This is a genomic window from Arthrobacter sp. NicSoilB8 (genome assembly GCF_019977355.1).
In the GTDB taxonomy this organism is placed as follows: Bacteria; Actinomycetota; Actinomycetes; order Actinomycetales; family Micrococcaceae; genus Arthrobacter.
The window spans coordinates 1,180,862-1,202,000 of record NZ_AP024655.1 but is presented as its reverse complement, the minus strand read 5'-3'; the positions used below and the strand labels follow the sequence as shown (position 1 = coordinate 1,202,000).

The following is a 21,139-nucleotide window of genomic DNA, read 5'->3' as shown; positions in this document are numbered from 1 at the left end:
CAGGGGCGCGGCGTACTGCTCCACCCAAGGCGACCCGGCTGATGCGGCAGCCCGGGCGAGCTCCCACACCATGCCCGGACCACCCACCCCGGCTTCAACCGCATTCAAAGAAACGCACCACCGCGGTAATTCCATGCTTTCCCGAATCAAAGAACCCCAGTTAGGGTCAAACGGCCTGTCCACACCTGGAACGGAATGCTGCGACTGACCACTCATGAACCAGTGCCTTCCCGCGCGCCACCGCGGCGACCCGATCCCGTGAAGGTCACGCTCGGCCGGCAAGCGATAGGTTGCCCTCCACGCCACCGAGGCTGCGCTACGGGGAAACCCGCTGGATTTCGTGCTTGCCCTGTCCGGGATCTCCGTTCGCGGAGTCCCGGATCCGGATTGGCAGGGGGCGGATTCCCTCCCAACCGGCTCGTGTCGCGGTAAGAGCGTCGGCAAGCCGCCGGGCATTTCTCTCCCGCTCTTCGATTGTGGGCGGCACGGCGCGGGACTCGTTGATGCAGGTCAGCAGTGCTGCCGTGACCTCCGCGCTCAAATTCGGGAACGGGCTAAACCCGTATCCGCCACCAGAGGAGACTTCCGAAGACTTCAGCACCCTGGTGATGAACACGGCGGCCTGTGTCCTGCCCGCCACCCCAAGTTTCCTCAGCACGGCCGAGGTCAAGTTCTTCACGGACTTTTCGGCCAGCACCATCTCCTGGCTGATCTGGCGGTTCGTCATCCCTTTACCCAGGTGGATGGCAACGTTCAGTTCCTGCCTGGTAAGGGTCAGGAGTTTCTCATCCGTGCGCCGCAGCCTGCGCCGGTCTGATGGGGCGACGAGCGCGGCCCGGAACCGGGCGCTGTATGCGGTGTGCCCGGCCAAGGCACGGCGGATGAGTCTGAGCAGTTCGCTGCTGCCATCCTGTTTGGACAGACAACCCCATGCGCCGGCCAGAATGGAGTCGATCAGCACGGCCTCGTCGGTATCTCCGGTCATAAGCACGCATCGAATGTCAGGGGCCACCGCGGCGATGGCCCGGCACACCTCGGCACCGGAACCGTCCGGAACATCGTCATCGAGGATGACCAGCGCCGGGCGAAGATCCGGGATCCGCCGGACCGCTACACCCGCGGACCCCGACTCCCCTGCGATCCTCAGACCAGCTGCCCCCAACAGTTGGCGCAGGCCCCGCCTCACGATCTCGTGGTCATCGAGCAGAAACACGCCCGGGCCGGCCAAAGAGAACTGCGGGTCGTCTTCCGGGCAAGCCATCATCATGACGTTCCTCTGCCTCTGAGACCCCGAAGGCGTGCTAGCCAATCACTGTTCAGTCCCCCTCCAGCGCGCGTTCATCCGCACGCTGGCGCATCCCCCTTACGGTAGACCTATGAGCGTCCGGCCAACAGTGCCCGAAAGGATGTGGCTCGCGAATTTTCTGAAAGTGTCCCGGCGGACAGCCGGAATCGAAACGTCAGGTCACTAGCGGTGCCGTCGTGGAGGATGGCGCGAGAATCGTCGTCGGGCTTTCCTGGACGCTGCCCGCTGCTGCGGTGGTGCTTATGACCCCGTGGTTTGGGGATTTCGGCCGAGGATTTCGGCGCGTTTCCTGACGGCATTGACGTACTCGATGAAAGCCTGCTGCGTGTCGGACGCGAACTCCCGGAGCAGCAGCCCGCAAAGCGGGCCAGTGAACTCTTCTCTTACGCGCAGGTGAGTCATGCCGCCCAAGCGTTCAAGGGTGAAGGTGCGCACCCCGGTAAGCAGGCCCAAGGGCAGGCCCTGGGTCCAGGTCATCACCTCGCCAGGCAACTGCTGGACACGCAGCCGGACGGTGCGATTCCCTCCGGTGCGTGTCCGGATTCTGATAGTGCCACCGTCGCGCAGCTCACCCCTGAAGTGAATGATGCCGGATTCCCAGACGGTGTAGTTTCGTGCATCGGTGATGACGTCCCAGACGGTGGAGCTTGGGGCGTTGATCAGCGTCTCGGCCTCGACGGAGTGCACGGACCTATCGGGTCCTGCGCTTGTAGGCCGCCGGGTTGCGGGTACATGGTCTGTAGACATCAGTCTGCAACCCAAGGCAGTGGCCGCCGGACCGGGCCACGGCCATTCAGACGGCGGCCGGCCCCATGACCGATGTCCCCGGCTAGGGGCAGCGCCGGAGTCTGGACGTCCTTGACGCCGTAGTCCTCAGTCGTCAGCTGGTGGTGCATCACGGGCACGATGTTCCGTCTCAATTCTTCGGACAAGCGGATTCTCCTTTTCAACGGAGTAATAGCCGGATAATAGCCCGGCTCCCTGCGCGTAGCCTGAGTCCATTGACCGGCCACCCTCGCAGCTTCCGCCCGGGCCGGGGCCGCGAGCACGCCATCGACGGCCGTGAACCGGCCCCGGGATCGCCAATTGGGGCATGCAGCGACGGACAGGGAGGAGCCCCGTGGAAGATACTGGACTCCAGTTGAGGACTTCAGCAACACCGTGCCCCAGGTCGATGCTTTGCCTCCGGCAAACTGTGCTGCCGATGGGGCCACGGCGCTCTCAGGCCAGGGCTTTGCTCTTGATCCTTTCAAATTCATCAGCGCTGATCGTTCCCGAATCCCGAAGAGCCGTGGCTTTGGAGATCTCCTCGCTTGGACTGGCCGTAGCGATGCCGCGGATGTACGTATCCGAGGCCTCCCGATTCGTCCGCGCCCGTTCCATGGACCGCTCCGTCATGCCCTTACCGCGGGCAATCACGTACACCAGAAGGCCCAAGAAGGGCAGGAAGGCCAGGACGAGGATCCAGACGGCTTTCCACCAGCCGCTCAGCTTGTCGTCGCGGAACAGGTCGCCGATGACGGCGAACAAGGCCCAGAGGAAGGCGAGGAAGACATACACGCAGAAAAGCCACCAGAAGATATCCCAAAAGTCTTCCCAGAAACTCATGCCACCTTCCCTGCTTCCGATTGAAGAGGTGTTCTACGGGAACGCGGCCCGGGCAGGTCTGAGGTTGGCTGCAGGCCTGGCCAGTGAAGCCCGGACGTCAGCATTTGGTCGCCGTCTGCAGGTCGCTGACCGCGGCCTGGACATTGGCTGCGTCGTCCCGCAGGGAGGCGGCCGCCTGGCTCAGGGTGGCATCATTCGGGACGGCCCTGACGGCTGCGTCGAACTTGTTTTCGGCCTTTTGTACGGCGTCCATCTCGTCTTTGGCTACGTCCTGGCTCGCTTTGACCAGGTCGTCGTAAGTCTTCGCGACCTGTTCCCTGGCCGATTTGATCTGGTCTATCGTGGCGCCAGGTTTGAGTGTCTGTTTGAAATTTGTGAGGGATCCGGCAAAGGCGCTGGCAGCAGCGCAGGCCTGCGAAACGTTCTTCTCGGCCCTGGCGCTACTGACGGACGTGCCGGGGCTGGAGGGGCCGCAGCCCGTGAGCAGCGCGAGGGCCGCCCCGGCTGCGATCGATCCTGCAAGGATCCGGTGTGGTCTGGACACTGGAGTCTCCTTTCCGAAAGGGGTGCGGCAGCGAGCCCTGCCACTGGCAAAGTACGACCATTGTCTGCCCGCACCGTGGTCATGGACCTCACCCGGGGAAGATGATCCGTAGCGGCAGCACCCGGAGTCCGAGGCCCGGACGGCGCCGCAATGTATCCGCTGTCCGCAGGGCCCCTGCACCCGCCGCCAGGCAATCCAGCAGCCGCGGGCTGGCGGCGAGCCGCCGGTGGTTCACTTCCCGGACGGAACCCTTCCATCCGGCACCAAGGCCGTCCGCACCCTCGTTACGGTCCGGTGGCAGGGCCGGCCGACTGCTTTCCCGCGCATGGGGCTACTTAAGGAGCTTGGCGGGAAATATTGCGGCGGTTCCCCGCTTGGACGCGGCAGGAATAGCGGCACGTCCTCAGGCGGACCACACCTGCCGGAACTTGCCGCTGCGGTCCGGCCGGGGCGGCTCATCGGCGAACCGGACGTCGACGCCGTCGGCGCCTTGGGCCGCGAAGAACCGGCCCAGGCGTTCCCTCACTGCAGCCCGCACGTCCGCCGCCGCGGCTTCCGGTCCCAGTTCGAGCCGCACGGTGAGCGACCCCGGCCCGGTCCGGATCGCCTGGAACCGGCGGACGCCGGCGGTTTCCTCGATCACCGTACCCAGCGCCAGCGGCAACACCGTCACCACTCCCCCGGCCGCGCCGGCGGCCGCGAACGTCACCACGTCGCCGCTGCGCCCCTCGACCCGCAGCGCCGCAAAGACGCTGCCGCAAGCGCACGGGCCGGGAACCGTCTGCACGCGGTCGCCGAGGTTGTAGCGGATGAGGGGCTGGACCCGGTTGGCCAGGTTGGTGACCAGCACCGTGGCGGAGAGTTGTCCGGCCGGGACGGGCTGGTAGTTCCCGTCCACGGGCTCCACGATGTACCAGTCCGCGTTGACGTGGAACAGCCCCTCACTGCACCGGCTGGTCAGGGCCAGGGCCTCCGAGGCAAGATACCGCTCAGTGGCACGGCAGCCCAGGGCGGACTCGATGTCCGCCGCGCCCTTCGCCGTCAAGCTTTCCCCGGACGCGATTGCCAGGACTGGGTGGATCCTGAGCCGTCCCGCCTTCTGTTCGGCGGCCAGTTGCAGCATGGCGCTCGGATAGCCGTAGAGCATGGTCGGCTGGAAGTCGTTGAGTTCCGCCACGAGTTCCGTCAGCGGGCGGAGAACGGAAAAAACGCGGACCCGGCGGGCGATGTGCGCACTGCGGCGCCGCGCGTTTTCCGTCAGCACGACGCCGGCAAAGTGGTCCCCGGCCGCGATCAGCGCCGCGGCCCGCAGCCCCCGGCGCAGGAAGGCCCGGGCCTCTGCAGCCGTCACCAGGGTCCGCCGTTCGCGGATCCGGGCGAGGAGGTTCGCCACCAGCCACGCGTTCCGGTCCTGGACCAGGACCGCCGGTTCCCCGGTGGATCCCGACGTCGTCATGACGAGGTACTTCCCGCGGTAGAAGCCGCCGATGCGCGAGGGGTCGCCGAGGAGCTCTTCCTTCAGGCCGGCGAGCGTGACGTGGGGGTCGGTCACCCAGTCATCGAAGTTTTCCATGAGTTCGCGCTTGCCCACTGGAGGCAGCTCCCGCAGGTTCGTGACCAGATCCGTGCCGGTGCCCGTGACTGTGTCCGGCACGTCCCGGTACAGCCGGCGGTAGAAGGGCGAGGCGGACCGCGCGTATTCGACCAGCACGGCGAGCCGGTCCCGCTGCCGGCGGGCGATCGCGTCCTGGCCGGCCCGCTCGGCCCGCCAGATGTCCCACGCGGTCCCGGCCAACTGCATCATCCCGCGAGGAGAGCTGTGCATCACCCATCACCCTTTCGCGGGTGCGGCGGCCCGGCCCCGCTCTTTCGACGCCTGCGCGCTCTCTCCACGCTGGCACGGCAGCGGCCGGCCCGACAGGGGCTTTCGTCACCGGGGGACCTCAGGTGCACGCCGGGATCGCCGATTTGCTGGACTTCCCGGCAGCGAGGACCCCAGACTGTGTACAACGGCTGGCTGGGCGGCGCCGCAATTCGTGCCGCCGGGCCGGCCGGGGACTACCAGCAGCAACGTTTGGGGCTTTGCGTTAGACCTTTTCCACCGCCGTGAAGGGACCTGGTTATGCCGGACTTGTCAGCTTTCTACCCGCTCATTTCGATCATCGTGGGGGCGGCCGTCGTCGTCGGCGTCATCTGGGTGGCAACAAAACTGATGTGGAAGGTGGCTGAACCGAACGAGGCCCTCATCATCTCCGGGCTGACCCGCGGCACGCTGGAGACCCGGGAGGGAATGGACTTCAAGATCGTCACGGGCAAGGGCGCCCTGGTGCTGCCCGGCCTCCAGACCGTGCGGGCGTTGTCCCTGACGCTGAATGAAACCGAACTCAAGGTTTCCTGCGTGACCTCCCAGGGCATCCAGGTGATCGTTGAAGGCGTGGTCATCTACAAGATCGGGGACGCCCCGCCGTTCATTGCCAATGCCGCCCGGCGGTTTCTGGGCCAGCAGCCCAAGATGGAGAGCCAGGTGTACAACGTCTTCGAGGGCCACCTCCGCTCGATCATCGGCAGTATGACGGTGGAGGAGATCATCCGCGAGCGGGACAAGCTGGCTTCCCTGGTCCGCAGCGCCAGCGGCGTCGAAATGGAGAAGCTTGGGCTGGTGGTCGATTCGCTGCAGATCAAGGATCTCCAGGATCCCACGGGCTACATCCAGAACATCGCCATGCCGCACATTGCCCTGGTCAAGATGGAGGCCCGCATCGCGGAGGCCACCCGGAACCGCGAGGCGGCAGAAAAGGAGGCGGAAGCCGAGGCCTTGATCGCGGACGCCCGGAGCGTGTCCGCGATCCGGCAGTCCGAGGCGCAGGCCAATGCCGAGCGCGCCAAGGCGAACGCGGCCCAGGCCGGCCCGCTGGCCGACGCGACGGCACGCCAGCAGGTGGTGGTCCAGGAAACCGAGGTGGCCAAGCTCGAGGCCGACCGGGAGGAGCAGAAGCTGCAAACCACCGTCCGCAAACCCGCCGACGCGCGGGCCTATGCCAAGCGCACCGACGCCGAGGGCCAGAAATCCGCGGACATCAGCGCCGCCGAGGCGCTGGCCCGGCGCACGGAGCTCGAAGCCCAGGTCAACGCCCGCAGGACCGAGCTGCAGGCGCAGGCGAATGCGAACGCGGCAGCGGCGGCGGCCGGGGCCACCAGGGTGACCGGCGAGGCCGAGGCTGCCGCCACGAAGGCGCGCGGCGACGCCGCCGCCTCCGCCATCAAGGCCAAGGCACTGGCCGAGGCAGAGGGCATCAAGGCCCGTGCCGAGGCGCTCGCAACCAATCAGGACGCCGTCATCTCCCAGCAGCTCGCCGAGAACATGCCGGCCATCGTCGCGGCGGCGGCCGAGCCGTTTGCGCACGTCGGCCAAATGACCGTCCTCAACGGCGGAGAAGGGGTCAACCAGATGATCGGCGGGATTATGGCACAGGTGGGCAACTACCTCCCGGCGCTCTCCAACGCGCTCAAGGACGGCAGGGACGCCGCCAAACGGAACCCGAAAACTCCGGATGCGTAGGGCTGCCGTGCGAGCCGAAGTCCCGGGATCCTGATTAACTGGGGTTCTGATGTACTGGGGTTGTGATGCATAAGGATGTTGACCGGAGCCTGACCGGAAAGATCGGGCGCGTCACCGGACGGATCGGCCCGGGAACCATCGGCGAGGTCATGCTCCCCGTCCGCGGCGGAACCAGCGCGTTCCATGCGCACCCGTTCGACAAGAGCAGCGTCTTCGCCGTGGGCGAGAAGGTCCTGGTCATCTATTTCGAACCGCCCCAGACCGTGTTCGTGGACGAACTCCCCGACGTGCTCAAGGACGATTGACCCCCTCTGGACGCTACGGGGCGACGGGCGTATTCTGAAGTCCCGTCGCCTCTGGAGGTATTTCAGATGGAAGGCAATATGCGCGAGCGTGGCCCGGCAGTGAGGTTACCGATGGTTTCCGGCATGCTGGCCCGCCTCCCGGTCGGCAATTGGCCCGATCCGCTGTAGCCCGTCCTTTCGTCATGCCGTCCGGCACCGCCATTCCGTCGGGGTGCGCCTTGGACTCATGGCACCAATCGTTCACGCCCTCCTAGAGGCCTCCCGCCCAACTGCGCCCGGCCTGACCCGGTCCGTGTGCGCCCTCCTGACCCGGTCCGCGTGTGCCCCCTAAAGCCGCCAGCCTGACAGCGCCCGCCTGTTAACCCACTCTTCCCCTGACGGCCACGCCCGCTCCCCCGGACCGCAAACCGCCGCACGCACCGTGGAGGAGTGAGGATCGCAATCGTCGCCGAATCATTCCTGCCGCTCATGAACGGGGTCACCCACTCCATCCTGCGCGTGCTGGAGCATCTGCAGGAGCGCGGGGACGAGGTCCTCGTGATCGCGCCGTCCACGCAGGACACGGATGTCCCGGACGAGGTCTCCGGCGCCCACGTCCACCGGCTCCCCTCGGTCCCGCTGGCCGGCTATGCGAATGTGCGGGTGGCGTTGGGCGGTGTGTATCGGGTCAAGCGAATCCTTGCCGACTACGCGCCCGACGTCGTCCACCTCGCGTCCCCGTTCGTGCTCGGCTGGCGGGCGGCGCAGGCCGCCCACCAGCTCGGCATCCCCACGGTCGCCATCTACCAGACCGAGGTCCCCGGCTACGCGGCGCGGTACGGCGTCCCGTTCTTGGAGAACTGGGCCTGGAACCGGGTGGAACAGATCCATCTGCTGGCCTCGCGCACCCTCGTCCCCTCCACCTTCGCGCTCAACCAGCTCCGCGGCCGCGGCATTCCGCGCGTGGACATGTGGCGGCGCGGCGTGGATACCCGGCGGTTCAACCCGGACAAGCGCGACGCCGGCTGGCGGGCCTCCGTGGCGCCCGGCGGCGAGCGCCTGATCGGCTACGTGGGCCGGCTGGCGGCCGAGAAGCAGGTGGAGGATCTGGCGGTCCTGGCGGATGTTCCGGGGACCCGGCTCGTGATCGTCGGCGACGGTCCGCAGCGGCCGGCCCTGGAAGCTGCCCTGCCGGAGGCGGTTTTCACGGGGTTCCTCGGCGGCGCCGACCTCGCCCGGGCGGTGGCGTCCTTCGATCTCTTCGTGCACCCCGGCGAGTTCGAAACCTTCTGCCAGACCATCCAGGAGGCCATGGCGTCCGGGGTTCCGGTGGTGGCCACGGGCCGCGGCGGCCCGCTGGACCTCGTGGAGAATTCGCGGACCGGCTGGCTGTACGAGCCCGGCGACCTCGCCGCGCTCCGGGCCCGCGTGATGGACCTGATGGGCGACGACGCCAAGCGCCGCGCGTTCGCAGCGGCCGCGCACGCCTCGGTCCAGGGCCGGACGTGGTCCGTCCTCGGCGCCGAACTCGTGGGCCATTACAAGGCCGTGACCCGGGAACCTCCCGTTGGCCGGTCCCTTCTCGCTCCCGCTGCCCTCGCGCCAACGGCCGCCAAGCAGGAATTCTAGGCACCGTGGGTGACGGCGCCCGCGGGTGATGGCGCAGCGGGGTGTTCGTTCTCCCCCGGGCCCGGAGACGCCCCGCCCTCGTATTGACACCCACGGCAGCCCCGGGAAGCCTATGATTTCCCGATGGAAGGGTTTTACATGGTTGCTTGGACTCAGGTTCGCCCGGCGGCAGTCGGGTGACGGCGCCGTCGTCGTACCCGGAGGAAACCTCGGGAGCGGTTCCCGGCTACGGGGAGCTGGTGGAATCCAGCCCCGATGCCTTGATGGTGGTGGCCGAGGACGGCACCATCACCATGGTCAACACCGCCGCGGAGCGCATGTTCGGCTACTCCCGCGGGGAGCTCGTGGGCTCGGACCACCGCATGCTTCTGGCCGAGGGATTCCGGGACGGACTTCAGCGGCTGTTCTTCAGCCTCCGCCGCGAGGCCCACGGCGGTGCCGGCGCCGGTGCCGTTGCCCAGGACGTTGCCGCCAACGCCGACCTTGTTCCCGTGGAGGCCTACGGCCTGCGGGCGGACGGCACTGAGTTCCCGGCCGAAGTGGCCGGATCCGTCCTGGTTACCGCTGAAGGGACCGCGAGCATGATCGCCGCCGTCCGGGACACGTCGCACCGGCCGGAGAGCGACGACAGCCTCCGCGAAGCCATGTCGCTGCTGACCGCGACACTCGAATCCACCGCCGACGGCATCCTGGTGGTCAGCAGCGCGGGCGAGATCGCCGGCGTCAACAACCAGTTCGTCTCCATGTGGGGCATCCCGCGGGAGTTGCTGGCCACCCGGGACGACGAAGCCGTCATGGCCTTCGTCCTGGACCAACTGCAGGATCCGGCCCAGTTCGTCGGGAAGGTCGTTGCCCTCTACGCCGATCCCGCTGCGGAAAGCCACGACGTCCTGAATTTCCGGGACGGCAGGACGATCGAACGCTACTCCCGCCCGCAGAAGGTCGCGGACCAGGTGGTCGGACGCGTGTGGAGCTTCCGCGATGTGACCGCGGCCAAGGTCGCCCAGGACCGCATCACCCGGGCGATGGCGGACCTCGCCGAGCAGTCTGCCCAGCTCACGGCGCTGGCGTTCCGGGACGGGCTGACCGGGCTGTCCAACCGCCAGCACTTCAACGACCGCCTCGCCGGCGCCCTCGCGGGCCCGCTCGTCACCGCCGTCGACGTCCTGCTCCTGGACCTGGACGACTTCAAGGAAGTCAACGACATCCTGGGCCACCATGCCGGGGACCAGATGCTCATTGAGGTCGGCCGGCGGCTGCGCACATGCGTCCGGCCGGACGACGTCGTGGCCCGGCTGGGCGGCGACGAATTCGTGGTGCTCCTGGTCGGCTCGCAGGAGCCCGGGGCCATCGCCGCCAGGATCGTCGACTCGCTGCGCGTTCCGGTGTGGATCGACGGCACCATGCTGCGGCCCAGCCTGAGCCTGGGGCTCGCCTCGATCGGCGGGAACACCGAGAACATCGGGAACACCGGGAACACCGGGGCCACCGACGGGGCCGGCGAGTCCGCGACGGGCGGGGCCGCCGAAGCAGGCGGGACCGCGGTGGACGCCTCCGAACTCCTGCGCCGCGCCGACGTCGCGATGTATGCCGCCAAGGCCGCCGGCAAGAACCGGTACATGCGCTTCCGGCCCGAGATGATGAAGGCTCTCGTGGACCGCAACGACCTCGAGGCCGGCCTGCGCCTGGCCGTGGACAACGGGCAGATCGCCGTGCACTACCAGCCGATCGTATCCGCGGGCCGAGGGACGGTGACCAAGGTCGAGGCCCTGGCCCGCTGGGTGCGTGAGGGTACGCTCGTTCCGCCCAAACAGTTCATTCCGGCCGCCGAACGCAGCGGCCTCATCGTCGAGATCGGCACCGAGGTTCTGCTGCGCGGCTGCACCGAGCTCAAGCCCTGGCTGCTGGAGGACCGCTCCCGGTCGCTGGCCGTGAACGTCTCCGGTGTCCAGCTGCAGCACGGGGACTTCGCGGAGCTGGTCCTGGCAGTGACGGAATCCTGCGGCGTGGACCCGCACCAGCTCGTCGTGGAGGTCACGGAGAGCGTCTTCTTCGAGGACGACTGCCACGTGATCCAGCAGCTCGTGAGCCTGCGCAGGGCCGGCGTCCGCGTGGCGCTGGATGATTTCGGCACCGGCTTCTCGTCCCTCGGGCGCCTCCAGGGCCTGCCGGTGGACACGCTGAAGATCGACCAGTCGTTCGTGTCCATGATCCACGACGGCACCGAACAGCTGCCTATCCTAAATGCCATGATCAGCATGGCCCACGGGCTGGGGCTGACGGTCACAGCCGAAGGCGTGGAATCGGCCGCGCAGGCCGGCTACCTGATGAACCTGGACTGCGATTCCTTGCAGGGCTTCCTGTTTTCGGGGCCCCAGCCGCAGGCCGAGCTCCGGCCGGCACTGGATCAGGCGGCCCGCGCCATCACGGCGCTGCGGGGCGCACGGGTGCCCGGCAGCCGGTGACCGGTGGCCCGCAAAGTCCCCGGCCCGGGCCCCCGGGCGCGCTTCCTTATGGACACGGCTGCATGGACGCGGCTGCGACGCCCCGCGGGGCCTCCGCTTCTCCCGTCCGGGGAGCCCGCACCGCATATGATGCACTCAGCGCAGTGCGCCTTGTTCTCCGCAGGGTGCCCGCTATCCGCATCCGTCGCCTGGGGGGCTGTCAACATCGTGGAAGCCGGTTTCGCACAACACCTGCTCGAATACAGCCCCGACGCCCTGCTGCTGGTCGGCCCGGACGGATCCATTTCCTTCCTTAACGCGGCCGCGGAGCGGCTCTTCGGCTACCCCCGGGCGCAGCTCCTGGGCGCTGACCACAACCTGCTCCTGGCTGAGGCCTCCCGCGAGGTTTTCCACGGCGTCCTGGCCGGGCTCGGCGCGTCCGCGGGCTCCCGTACTACGTTCGCCGGATCGGGCCGCCGGGCCGACGGCACCGACCTCCCGGTCGAAATCACCTGCTCGCTTGTCCCGGCCCCGGCAGGAGCGGCCGACGCCGGCACGTCCGTGGCCCTCTCGGTCCGCGGCGCCGGCCACCGGAACGCGGATGCGAACGTAAATGCTAACGCAAATGCGAATGCACAGCCCGATGCGCAACGGCATGCAGACCACCCCGGCGACCGGCAGGTCCGGCCTTCGGGTGCCGGTCCCGACGCCGGGGCTCACCCCGGCGGTAGCGCCGGCCGTTCCCTCAGCGGCGACTTTCTTCGCCGTCGTGCCCCGGGTTTTACGGGAGTTGCGGGTGCGCCGGGCGCCGCGGGTGCGCCCGGTGCCGCTCCCGCGGCGTTCGCCGGGCACGACGACGAGCTCAAGGCCGGGTCCCTCCGCGATCCCCTGACGGCGCTGCCCAACGGTCCCTTCTTCAATGAGCGGCTGGCCGCGGCCCTGCGCCGCCCGGATCCGGTGGACATCCTGCTGCTGGACATCGACGACTTCGGGCATCTCAATGGCGTGCTGGGTCGCGCTGCGGCCGATGGGCTGTTGGTGGAGGTGGCGAGCAGGCTGCGCAACTGCGTCCGCCCGCATGACACCGTGGCCCGGCTCGGCGGCGACGAATTCGCGGTGCTGCTGACCGAGTGCCTCAACGCGGACGCCGTGGCCACGCGGATCGCCCAGGCGCTCTACGCGCCCCTGCGGGTCGGCGGCTCCATGGTCCGGCCCGGCGTGAGCATGGGCCTGGCGTCGAAGTCGGCGCAGACCCTGGACGGGGCGGAACTGCTGCGGCAGGCCGACGCCGCCATGACCGCGGCGAAGGCTGCCGGGAAGAACAACTGGCAGCGGTTCCGGCCGGAGATGCTCAACACCCAGGCCCACAAGGCCGACGGCGAGACCGGCCTCCGGCGCGCCGTCGAGCTCGGCCAGATTTCGGTGCACTACCAGCCCGTGGTGTCGCCGGGCATCGGCTCGGTGATGCAGTTCGAGGCATTCGCCCGGTGGGAGCGGCACGGCCGGCCCGTCCCGCCCAACCAGTTCCTGCCTGTCGCGGAACAGAGCGGCCTCATCCGCGAGATCGGCGACGAAGTCCTACGCCGCACTTGCGCCGAGATCCGGCCGTGGCTCGCCCGCGACGCCGCGTACGGCGTTGCCGTCAATGTCTCGGGACTGCAGTTCCAGCACCGGGACTTCGCCGCGGACGTGCTCGCTATTGCGGCGTCCACCGGCGTGGAGCCGCGCCAGCTCACGCTGGAACTGACGGAAAGCGTGTTCTTCGACGCGTCCTCGGATGTGCTGACCCAGTTGCGACAGCTGCGGGAGGCCGGGGTCCGGATTGCCATGGACGACTTCGGCACCGGGTATTCGACGCTCGGCCGGCTCCGGGAGCTGCCCCTGGACGGGGTCAAGATCGACCGCACCCTTGTGGCCATGATCAGGACCGGCCAGGAACAGCTCCCGTTCTTCGCCACCATGATCAACGCCGCACATGCCCTTGGCCTGGGGGTCACGGCGGAAGGCGTCGAGACCCCGGCGCAGGCCAAGTACCTGATGGAGCGCGGCTGTGACTCCCTGCAGGGCTACCTTTTCGCGAAGCCGGCCCCGGCCAGCGACCTCGCCGGAACCATGGAGAGCGCCCTGGCCGCCCTGGACAAGGTCGACGTCGGGCGGTAGCGGCTTGGCCGGCGCGGTAGCAGGCTTCGCCACGTCGCGACCACTGCCTCCGTGCCCCTGCTGTCGGGGCGTCGCCGGGGCCGACGCATCGACGCCGCCGAACTCCACCATTGGGCGCAAACGGCCGCTAAGCAGCGTGGCTTAGCGGCCGTTCGTGGCACTTCATTTCATGTACCGCCCTGGAAGTCCGGGGCCAGCCCGGCTTCCGGGCCTAGCGCTTTTCGCAGGCGATGCCGTCGTTGTCACGGTCGAGGTCGTACTCGCCCCAGTGCCGCGCACCGCCGTCGTTGTAGCTGTACACGGTGCTGTTGACGCGGAAGGTCGTGACCGGCGTTCCGCTGGTCTTGTCCCGCGCCCCGGCACGGCCGACGCCGTGCGGGTAGACCTTGTTGAGCTCCGTGCAGTTCTTGTACGATTTCGGCGCGGGCGCGGCGGATGCCGGCACGGCCGTGGCGCTCAGGACGACGGCGGCACCCGCCAGTGATGCAATGACAATTTTCTTCAGGCGCACGTTTAAGAGCACTCCCCCAGGTAGAAGCCCTCAGCCGCGTATCGGAGAGGGGCAGGAGAATGCTAACCCACGATTACGCCGCAGGCGGGCAAGCTCAGGCGGTCAGGCTGACGGTGCCGGTGGGGCTGACGGGGCCGATGGGGTGCAGCCCGGGTGATTTATTGCCGGTGGTCCAGCTTGTCGAGGTCCTGGGCCACCATCGCCTCGCTGCGCTGCCACAGCGCCTTGGCCAGGCCGGCGTCGTAGGCCTGCTTGTTGGCCTTGGAGAGCGTCCGCTTGGCGTAGTACGTGCCGGAGATCCAGTCATGGCCCGGGGTGGCGTTGGCGAGCCACACGAGGGTGTCCGCGCCTTGGTCGGGGGTGAGCATAAAGCGCTTGAGGAACGACTTGTAGGCCAGACGCATGGGGCTCGTGGAGTCGGCCGCGAAGTTGGTGGCGACGCCGCCGGGGTGGAAGGCTGCCGTCGAGATCCCCTCGGCGTTGTAGCGGGTGTGGAGCTCGGTGGTGAAGAGGATGTTGGCGAGCTTGGCGTTGCCGTAGGCGCGGTTGGTGGAGTAGCTCCGGGCCGCGTCGAGGTCGTCGATGTCCAGCCTGCCGAAGAGTGAATTCGCCACGCTCGAAGTGTTGATGACCGTGGCCTGGCTGGCGGTGAGCACGTCAATGAGCTGGGTGGTGAGCAGGAACGGGGCCAGATGGTTGACCTGGAAGGTCTTCTCGTGGCCGTCCACGGTGAGCTCGCGGGGACCCATGATGCCGCCGGCGTTGTTCGCCAGGACGTCGATCCGCGGGTACTTCTCCTTCAGCTGCGCGGCCAGGCTGCGCACCTGGGCGAGCTCGGCGAAGTCACTGACGAAGAAGTCGGCGCCGATTTCATTCGCGATCGCCTCGGTCTTCTGCGCGGAACGCCCGACGACGACCACCTGTTCCCCCTGACGGGCGAACGTCCGTGCGGCGGAGGCACCGATGCCGTCGCTGGCTCCGGTGATGACGATAGTGCGCTCGGGCATGCAAGTGTCCTTAGAACGAAACGTTGGGCTGATCTTTTTGGAATCCAGCCCCGTCGCATTCTAACGAGCCTAACCGGGAGAACGTTCCGACGAAGCCGGTGCTTCGCCCGGAATCTGCTGGGAGTTTCCGGGATCAATATTGCACACGAGGCCAAACAGCAAAGATCGTTAAATGCGGGAGGACCCCCAACGTGGTTGGGGGTCCTCGACCTTAATGATGTTCCGGCGGTGACCTACTCTCCCACACCCTCCCGGGTGCAGTACCATCGGCGCTGTGGGTCTTAGCTTCCGGGTTCGGAATGGGACCGGGCGTTTCCCCCACGCTATGACCGCCGTAACCCTTGCTCCGCCGCTTCGACCCTGTGGGGGTGTGGCGGGGAAATCTTGTGGTTACAACACGCTGCATGTTGTGCAGTTGTGGTGTTATTTAGTTGTTGGTTCTCAAGCAACGGGTTTGTTGGTTGGGAACCACATAGTGGACGCAAGCAGTCTTGTTTCTTTGTACCCTCTCCCGTGGTGCGAACCCCTTTTGAAACGGGTTCGCGGGAGGGGTGTGTGGTGTAAGTTATCGGCCTATTAGTACCGGTCAGCTTCACGAGTCGTTAGTCCTCGCTTCCACATCCGGCCTATCAACCCAGTGGTCTGGCTGGGGGCCTCTCACACACAAGGTGTATGGAAATCTCATCTCGAAGCGAGCTTCCCGCTTAGATGCTTTCAGCGGTTATCCCATCCGAACGTAGCTAATCAGCGGTGCACTTGGCAGTACAACTGACACACCAGAGGTTCGTCCGTCCCGGTCCTCTCGTACTAAGGACAGCCCTTCTCAAATTTCCTGCGCGCGCAGCGGATAGGGACCGAACTGTCTCACGACGTTCTAAACCCAGCTCGCGTACCGCTTTAATGGGCGAACAGCCCAACCCTTGGGACCTACTCCAGCCCCAGGATGCGACGAGCCGACATCGAGGTGCCAAACCATGCCGTCGATATGGACTCTTGGGCAAGATCAGCCTGTTATCCCCGAGGTACCTTTTATCCGTTGAGCGACGGCCATTCCACAATGTACCGCCGGATCACTAGTCCCGACTTTCGTCCCTGCTCGAGATGTCTCTCTCACAGTCAAGCTCCCTTGTGCACTTACACTCGACACCTGATTGCCAACCAGGCTGAGGGAACCTTTGGGCGCCTCCGTTACTTTTTAGGAGGCAACCGCCCCAGTTAAACTACCCATCAGGCACTGTCCCTGACCCGGATTACGGGCCGAAGTTAGATGTCCAAAGTGACCAGAGTGGTATTTCAACGATGACTCCACCCGAACTGGCGTCCGGGCTTCAACGTCTCCCACCTATCCTACACAAGCCACTCCGAACACCAATACCAAACTATAGTAAAGGTCTCGGGGTCTTTCCGTCCTGCTGCGCGTAACGAGCATCTTTACTCGTACTGCAATTTCGCCGAGTTTATGGTTGAGACAGCGGGGAAGTCGTTACTCCATTCGTGCAGGTCGGAACTTACCCGACAAGGAATTTCGCTACCTTAGGATGGTTATAGTTACCACCGCCGTTTACTGGGGCTTAAATTCTCAGCTTCGCCTTGCGGCTAACCGGTCCTCTTAACCTTCCAGCACCGGGCAGGAGTCAGTCCGTATACATCGTCTTGCGACTTCGCACGGACCTGTGTTTTTAGTAAACAGTCGCTTCCCCCTGGTCTCTGCGGCCCCGATCCCCTCCCACCAGCAAGTGGTGTTCAAGGTTGGGGCCCCCCTTCTCCCGAAGTTACGGGGGCATTTTGCCGAGTTCCTTAACCATAATTCTCTCGATCGCCTTAGTATTCTCTACCTGATCACCTGTGTCGGTTTGGGGTACGGGCGGCTAAAACCTCGCGTCGATGCTTTTCTCGGCAGCATAGGATCACCGAATCCCCCCCTACGGGGGTCCCGTCAGATCTCAGGCATCATGAACGGCGGATTTGCCTACCGTTCGCCCTACATCCTTAGACCGGGACAACCATCGCCCGGCTCGGCTACCTTCCTGCGTCACACCTGTTAATACGCTTGCCTCCCAGGATCAGGTCCCGCGCTCCACCAAAACCCTTCCGTCCCGAAGGACGGTCAGGCAGGTTTCGGGCGGTTAGTATCCCCTGTTCAGCATGGGCGGTTTTTCGCCGGTACGGGAATATCAACCCGTTGTCCATCGACTACGCCTGTCGGCCTCGCCTTAGGTCCCGACTTACCCAGGGCAGATTAGCTTGACCCTGGAACCCTTGATCATTCGGCGGACGGGTTTCTCACCCGTCTTTCGCTACTCATGCCTGCATTCTCACTCGTGTAGGCTCCACCGCTGGTTTACACCGCGACTTCACCGCCCACACGACGCTCCCCTACCACTCCAGACGCCTGAACCAACCCCACAAGGGAGCGGCTTGGCTACTATCTGAAATCCACAACTTCGGCGGTGTACTTGAGCCCCGCTACATTGTCGGCGCGGAATCACTTGACCAGTGAGCTATTACGCACTCTTTTAAGGATGGCTGCTTCTAAGCCAACCTCCTGGTTGTCTTCGCAACTCCACATCCTTTCCCACTTAGCACACGCTTAGGGGCCTTAGTTGGTGGTCTGGGCTGTTTCCCTCTCGACTATGAAGCTTATCCCCCACAGTCTCACTGCTGCGCTCTCACTTACCGGCATTCGGAGTTTGGCTGACGTCAGTAACCTTGTAGGGCCCATTAGCCATCCAGTAGCTCTACCTCCGGTAAGAAACACGCAACGCTGCACCTAAATGCATTTCGGGGAGAACCAGCTATCACGAAGTTTGATTGGCCTTTCACCCCTACCCACAGCTCATCCCCTCCATTTTCAACTGAAGTGGGTTCGGTCCTCCACGACGTCTTACCGTCGCTTCAACCTGGCCATGGGTAGATCACTTCGCTTCGGGTCTAGATCACGCCACTGCAACGCCCTATTCAGACTCGCTTTCGCTACGGCTTCCCCACACGGGTTAACCTCGCGACGTAACACTAACTCGCAGGCTCATTCTTCAAAAGGCACGCCGTCACCACAACACAGCAAGCTGCGATGGCTCCGACGGATTGTAAGCACACGGTTTCAGGTACTGTTTCACTCCCCTCCCGGGGTACTTTTCACCTTTCCCTCACGGTACTGGTCCGCTATCGGTCATTAGGGAGTATTTAGGCTTATCAGGTGGTCCTGACAGATTCGCACGGGATTTCTCGGGCCCCGTGCTACTTGGGATACTCTCCAGGCGGTGCACAACATTTCGGTTACGGGGCTCACACCCTCTACGGCCGGCCTTTCAAGACCGTTCACCTATGCCTGCACTCTCACCTCACCAGCCCGGCAGAGCTGGAACGGACAGTCCCACAACCCCGACCATGCAACGCCCGCCGGCTATCACACATGGAACGGTTTAGCCTGATCCGCGTTCGCTCGCCACTACTAACGGAATCACTATTGTTTTCTCTTCCTGCGGGTACTGAGATGTTTCACTTCCCCGCGTTCCCTCCACGCACCCTATGTGTTCAGATGCGGGTCACCAGGCAGCTCGCGCCCCTGGCGGGGTTTCCCCATTCGGACACCCTGGGATCACAGTCCGGTTATCGACTCCCCCAGGCTTATCGCAGATTCCTACGTCCTTCTTCGGCTCCTAATGCCAAGGCATCCACCGTGTGCTCTTAAAAACTTGACCACAAAAGATCAAGGAGTAATTTTCGAGAGAACCACAGAAACCACCCCCACACCCCAAAGGATGCAAGGACAGATCCAGGTTCATATTCTTGGAAATTGCTTCTTATAAAAGATGCTCGCGTCCACTATGTAGTTCTCAAACAACAACCCCGTACCACACACCCCACACACCGGCCCTCCCACCAAAGGAAGAACCACCATGCATGCTCGGTGCAGCCAGGAAACCAGAAACAAACCAGCCCCACACCCCGCAAGCCCGCGCACCCCCCACAAAAAAGGGGAACCACGCGGCCCGCAGGCCGTGGTCCTGTTGCCTCAGGACCCAACAGTGTGCCAAACACTAAACCGCTGATCACCCACCCGCACCGTTCCAGGACCTCCCGCCCCGAGGGGTGAGTGTCCGTACTGGGTGCCGGCGAAGAACCGGCGGCCGCTATTTGCTGATATTCCACCCGTGAGCACCCGCCGCAGAACTAGCGTCTGCGCAACGGGCGTACTCCTGACAACCCCTCCACACCCGCATACACGGGGCAAGGTGACTGTAGGCGCTCCTTAGAAAGGAGGTGATCCAGCCGCACCTTCCGGTACGGCTACCTTGTTACGACTTAGTCCCAATCGCCAGTCCCACCTTCGACAGCTCCCTCCCACAAGGGGTTAGGCCACCGGCTTCGGGTGTTACCAACTTTCGTGACTTGACGGGCGGTGTGTACAAGGCCCGGGAACGTATTCACCGCAGCGTTGCTGATCTGCGATTACTAGCGACTCCGACTTCATGGGGTCGAGTTGCAGACCCCAATCCGAACTGAGACCGGCTTTTTGGGATTAGCTCCACCTCACAGTATCGCAACCCTTTGTACCGGCCATTGTAGCATGCGTGAAGCCCAAGACATAAGGGGCATGATGATTTGACGTCGTCCCCACCTTCCTCCGAGTTGACCCCGGCAGTCTCCCATGAGTCCCCGCCATTACGCGCTGGCAACATGGAACGAGGGTTGCGCTCGTTGCGGGACTTAACCCAACATCTCACGACACGAGCTGACGACAACCATGCACCACCTGTGAACCGGCCCCAAAGGGGAAGGACTGTTTCCAGCCCGGTCCGGCCCATGTCAAGCCTTGGTAAGGTTCTTCGCGTTGCATCGAATTAATCCGCATGCTCCGCCGCTTGTGCGGGCCCCCGTCAATTCCTTTGAGTTTTAGCCTTGCGGCCGTACTCCCCAGGCGGGGCACTTAATGCGTTAGCTACGGCGCGGAAAACGTGGAATGTCCCCCACACCTAGTGCCCAACGTTTACGGCATGGACTACCAGGGTATCTAATCCTGTTCGCTCCCCATGCTTTCGCTCCTCAGCGTCAGTTAATGCCCAGAGACCTGCCTTCGCCATCGGTGTTCCTCCTGATATCTGCGCATTTCACCGCTACACCAGGAATTCCAGTCTCCCCTACATCACTCTAGTCTGCCCGTACCCACCGCAGATCCGGAGTTGAGCCCCGGACTTTCACGGCAGACGCGACAAACCGCCTACGAGCTCTTTACGCCCAATAATTCCGGATAACGCTTGCGCCCTACGTATTACCGCGGCTGCTGGCACGTAGTTAGCCGGCGCTTCTTCTGCAGGTACCGTCACTTTCGCTTCTTCCCTACTGAAAGAGGTTTACAACCCGAAGGCCGTCATCCCTCACGCGGCGTCGCTGCATCAGGCTTGCGCCCATTGTGCAATATTCCCCACTGCTGCCTCCCGTAGGAGTCTGGGCCGTGTCTCAGTCCCAGTGTGGCCGGTCACCCTCTCAGGCCGGCTACCCGTCGTCGCCTTGGTGAGCCATTACCTCACCAACAAGCTGATAGGCCGCGAGTCCATCCAAAACCACAATAAAGCTTTCCACCCCCCACCATGCGATGAGGAGTCATATCCGGTATTAGACCCAGTTTCCCAGGCTTATCCCAGAGTTAAGGGCAGGTTACTCACGTGTTACTCACCCGTTCGCCACTAATCCCCGGTGCAAGCACCGGATCATCGTTCGACTTGCATGTGTTAAGCACGCCGCCAGCGTTCATCCTGAGCCAGGATCAAACTCTCCGTTGAAGAAAAACAGACACACCATGCGCCCCCGGGAAAACGGGAAACACACAATGCACAAAATTTGAAACCAGCCAAAAACACCAGACCACACCACGGGGTGGCGCAACCTGGCACATTCAACCAATTCAATACAATAAATTGGTATCAACAAACTTGGCACACTATTGAGTTCTCAAACAACAGACACACCCGGCACCACCACAACCACACGGTCAAGGATCGCTCCGGAGCAACTTTTCAAACTTACCCGATCTCGGGAGTGTTTGCAAATTCGCATTTCTGCGATTTACATTCTCTCAAGAAGGTC

12 protein-coding genes and 3 rRNA genes are annotated in these 21,139 nt (G+C 64.6%); 5 read left to right on the top strand and 10 right to left on the bottom strand.

Annotated features, from left to right (window positions below):
* Positions 1 to 316 precede the first annotated feature (316 nt).
* From LDO15_RS05425 to LDO15_RS05405, 5 genes are all read right to left on the bottom strand, one after another.
* The gene (locus LDO15_RS05425) at positions 317 to 1,267 is read right to left on the bottom strand and encodes a response regulator transcription factor (protein ID WP_223984794.1); all 951 of its coding nucleotides are present in this window, start codon (positions 1,265 to 1,267) and stop codon (positions 317 to 319) included.
* A gap of 279 nt (positions 1,268 to 1,546) precedes the next feature.
* On the bottom strand, positions 1,547 to 1,993 hold the full coding sequence (locus LDO15_RS05420) for an SRPBCC domain-containing protein (RefSeq protein ID WP_223984793.1): 447 nt from the start codon (positions 1,991 to 1,993) through the stop codon (positions 1,547 to 1,549).
* A 534-nt stretch (positions 1,994 to 2,527) separates the two neighbouring features.
* On the bottom strand, positions 2,528 to 2,914 hold the full coding sequence (locus LDO15_RS05415) for an SHOCT domain-containing protein (RefSeq protein WP_223984792.1): 387 nt from the start codon (positions 2,912 to 2,914) through the stop codon (positions 2,528 to 2,530).
* A gap of 97 nt (positions 2,915 to 3,011) precedes the next feature.
* On the bottom strand, positions 3,012 to 3,458 hold the full coding sequence (locus LDO15_RS05410) for a hypothetical protein (RefSeq protein WP_223984791.1): 447 nt from the start codon (positions 3,456 to 3,458) through the stop codon (positions 3,012 to 3,014).
* A gap of 403 nt (positions 3,459 to 3,861) precedes the next feature.
* The gene (locus LDO15_RS05405; RefSeq protein ID WP_223984789.1) at positions 3,862 to 5,283 is read right to left on the bottom strand and encodes a phenylacetate--CoA ligase family protein; all 1,422 of its coding nucleotides are present in this window, start codon (positions 5,281 to 5,283) and stop codon (positions 3,862 to 3,864) included.
* Positions 5,284 to 5,580: 297 nt separating this feature from the next.
* Here LDO15_RS05405 and LDO15_RS05400 point away from each other — a divergent pair, with 297 nt between their 5' ends.
* The 5 genes from LDO15_RS05400 (at position 5,581) to LDO15_RS05380 (ending at position 13,534) form a co-directional block, all read left to right on the top strand.
* A complete protein-coding gene (locus tag LDO15_RS05400) occupies positions 5,581 to 7,017 on the top strand; it encodes a flotillin family protein (protein WP_223984786.1) in 1,437 nt (478 codons plus the stop codon).
* 65 nt (positions 7,018 to 7,082) lie between these two features.
* Complete coding sequence (locus tag LDO15_RS05395; protein WP_223987098.1) at positions 7,083 to 7,322, top strand: hypothetical protein; 240 nt, start codon at positions 7,083 to 7,085, stop codon at positions 7,320 to 7,322.
* 429 nt (positions 7,323 to 7,751) lie between these two features.
* Positions 7,752 to 8,930 (top strand): glycosyltransferase family 1 protein, encoded by a 1,179-nt coding sequence (locus LDO15_RS05390; RefSeq protein ID WP_223984783.1) that lies wholly within the window; start codon positions 7,752 to 7,754, stop codon positions 8,928 to 8,930.
* 263 nt (positions 8,931 to 9,193) lie between these two features.
* Entirely contained in the window at positions 9,194 to 11,395 is a 2,202-nt protein-coding gene (locus LDO15_RS05385; protein ID WP_263428375.1) for an EAL domain-containing protein, read from the top strand.
* Between the two features lie 207 nt (positions 11,396 to 11,602).
* On the top strand, positions 11,603 to 13,534 hold the full coding sequence (locus LDO15_RS05380; protein ID WP_223984777.1) for a bifunctional diguanylate cyclase/phosphodiesterase: 1,932 nt from the start codon (positions 11,603 to 11,605) through the stop codon (positions 13,532 to 13,534).
* Between the two features lie 211 nt (positions 13,535 to 13,745).
* Here the strand turns inward: LDO15_RS05380 and LDO15_RS05375 are convergent, their stop codons facing one another.
* The 5 genes from LDO15_RS05375 to LDO15_RS05355 all read right to left on the bottom strand — a co-directional run bounded on the left by LDO15_RS05375 (position 13,746) and on the right by LDO15_RS05355 (position 20,835).
* Positions 13,746 to 14,045 carry an excalibur calcium-binding domain-containing protein gene (locus LDO15_RS05375; protein WP_223984775.1) on the bottom strand — a complete coding sequence of 100 codons (300 nt, stop codon included), beginning with the start codon at positions 14,043 to 14,045 and terminating at the stop codon, positions 13,746 to 13,748.
* 158 nt (positions 14,046 to 14,203) lie between these two features.
* A complete protein-coding gene (locus LDO15_RS05370; RefSeq protein ID WP_223984773.1) occupies positions 14,204 to 15,052 on the bottom strand; it encodes an SDR family NAD(P)-dependent oxidoreductase in 849 nt (282 codons plus the stop codon).
* 220 nt (positions 15,053 to 15,272) lie between these two features.
* Positions 15,273 to 15,389: ribosomal RNA gene (gene rrf / locus LDO15_RS05365) — 5S ribosomal RNA — on the bottom strand.
* A 218-nt stretch (positions 15,390 to 15,607) separates the two neighbouring features.
* Positions 15,608 to 18,753: ribosomal RNA gene (locus tag LDO15_RS05360) — 23S ribosomal RNA — on the bottom strand.
* A 555-nt stretch (positions 18,754 to 19,308) separates the two neighbouring features.
* Positions 19,309 to 20,835 (bottom strand): 16S ribosomal RNA (locus LDO15_RS05355).
* The 16S, 23S and 5S rRNA genes sit together here, the layout of an rRNA operon.
* Between the last annotated feature and the right edge of the window lie 304 nt (positions 20,836 to 21,139).

What these genes read in the sequence shown, in the direction of transcription:
- LDO15_RS05425 (WP_223984794.1), bottom strand. Translation starts at nt 1,267, where the DNA reads ATGATGATGGCTTGCCCGGAAGACGACCCGCAGTTCTCTTTGGCCGGC.
- LDO15_RS05415 (WP_223984792.1), bottom strand. Translation starts at nt 2,914, where the DNA reads ATGAGTTTCTGGGAAGACTTTTGGGATATCTTCTGGTGGCTTTTCTGC.
- LDO15_RS05405 (WP_223984789.1), bottom strand. Translation starts at nt 5,283, where the DNA reads ATGCACAGCTCTCCTCGCGGGATGATGCAGTTGGCCGGGACCGCGTGG.
- LDO15_RS05400 (WP_223984786.1), top strand. Translation starts at nt 5,581, where the DNA reads ATGCCGGACTTGTCAGCTTTCTACCCGCTCATTTCGATCATCGTGGGG.
- LDO15_RS05395 (WP_223987098.1), top strand. Translation starts at nt 7,083, where the DNA reads ATGCATAAGGATGTTGACCGGAGCCTGACCGGAAAGATCGGGCGCGTC.
- LDO15_RS05385 (WP_263428375.1), top strand. Translation starts at nt 9,194, where the DNA reads ATGGTGGTGGCCGAGGACGGCACCATCACCATGGTCAACACCGCCGCG.
- LDO15_RS05370 (WP_223984773.1), bottom strand. Translation starts at nt 15,052, where the DNA reads ATGCCCGAGCGCACTATCGTCATCACCGGAGCCAGCGACGGCATCGGT.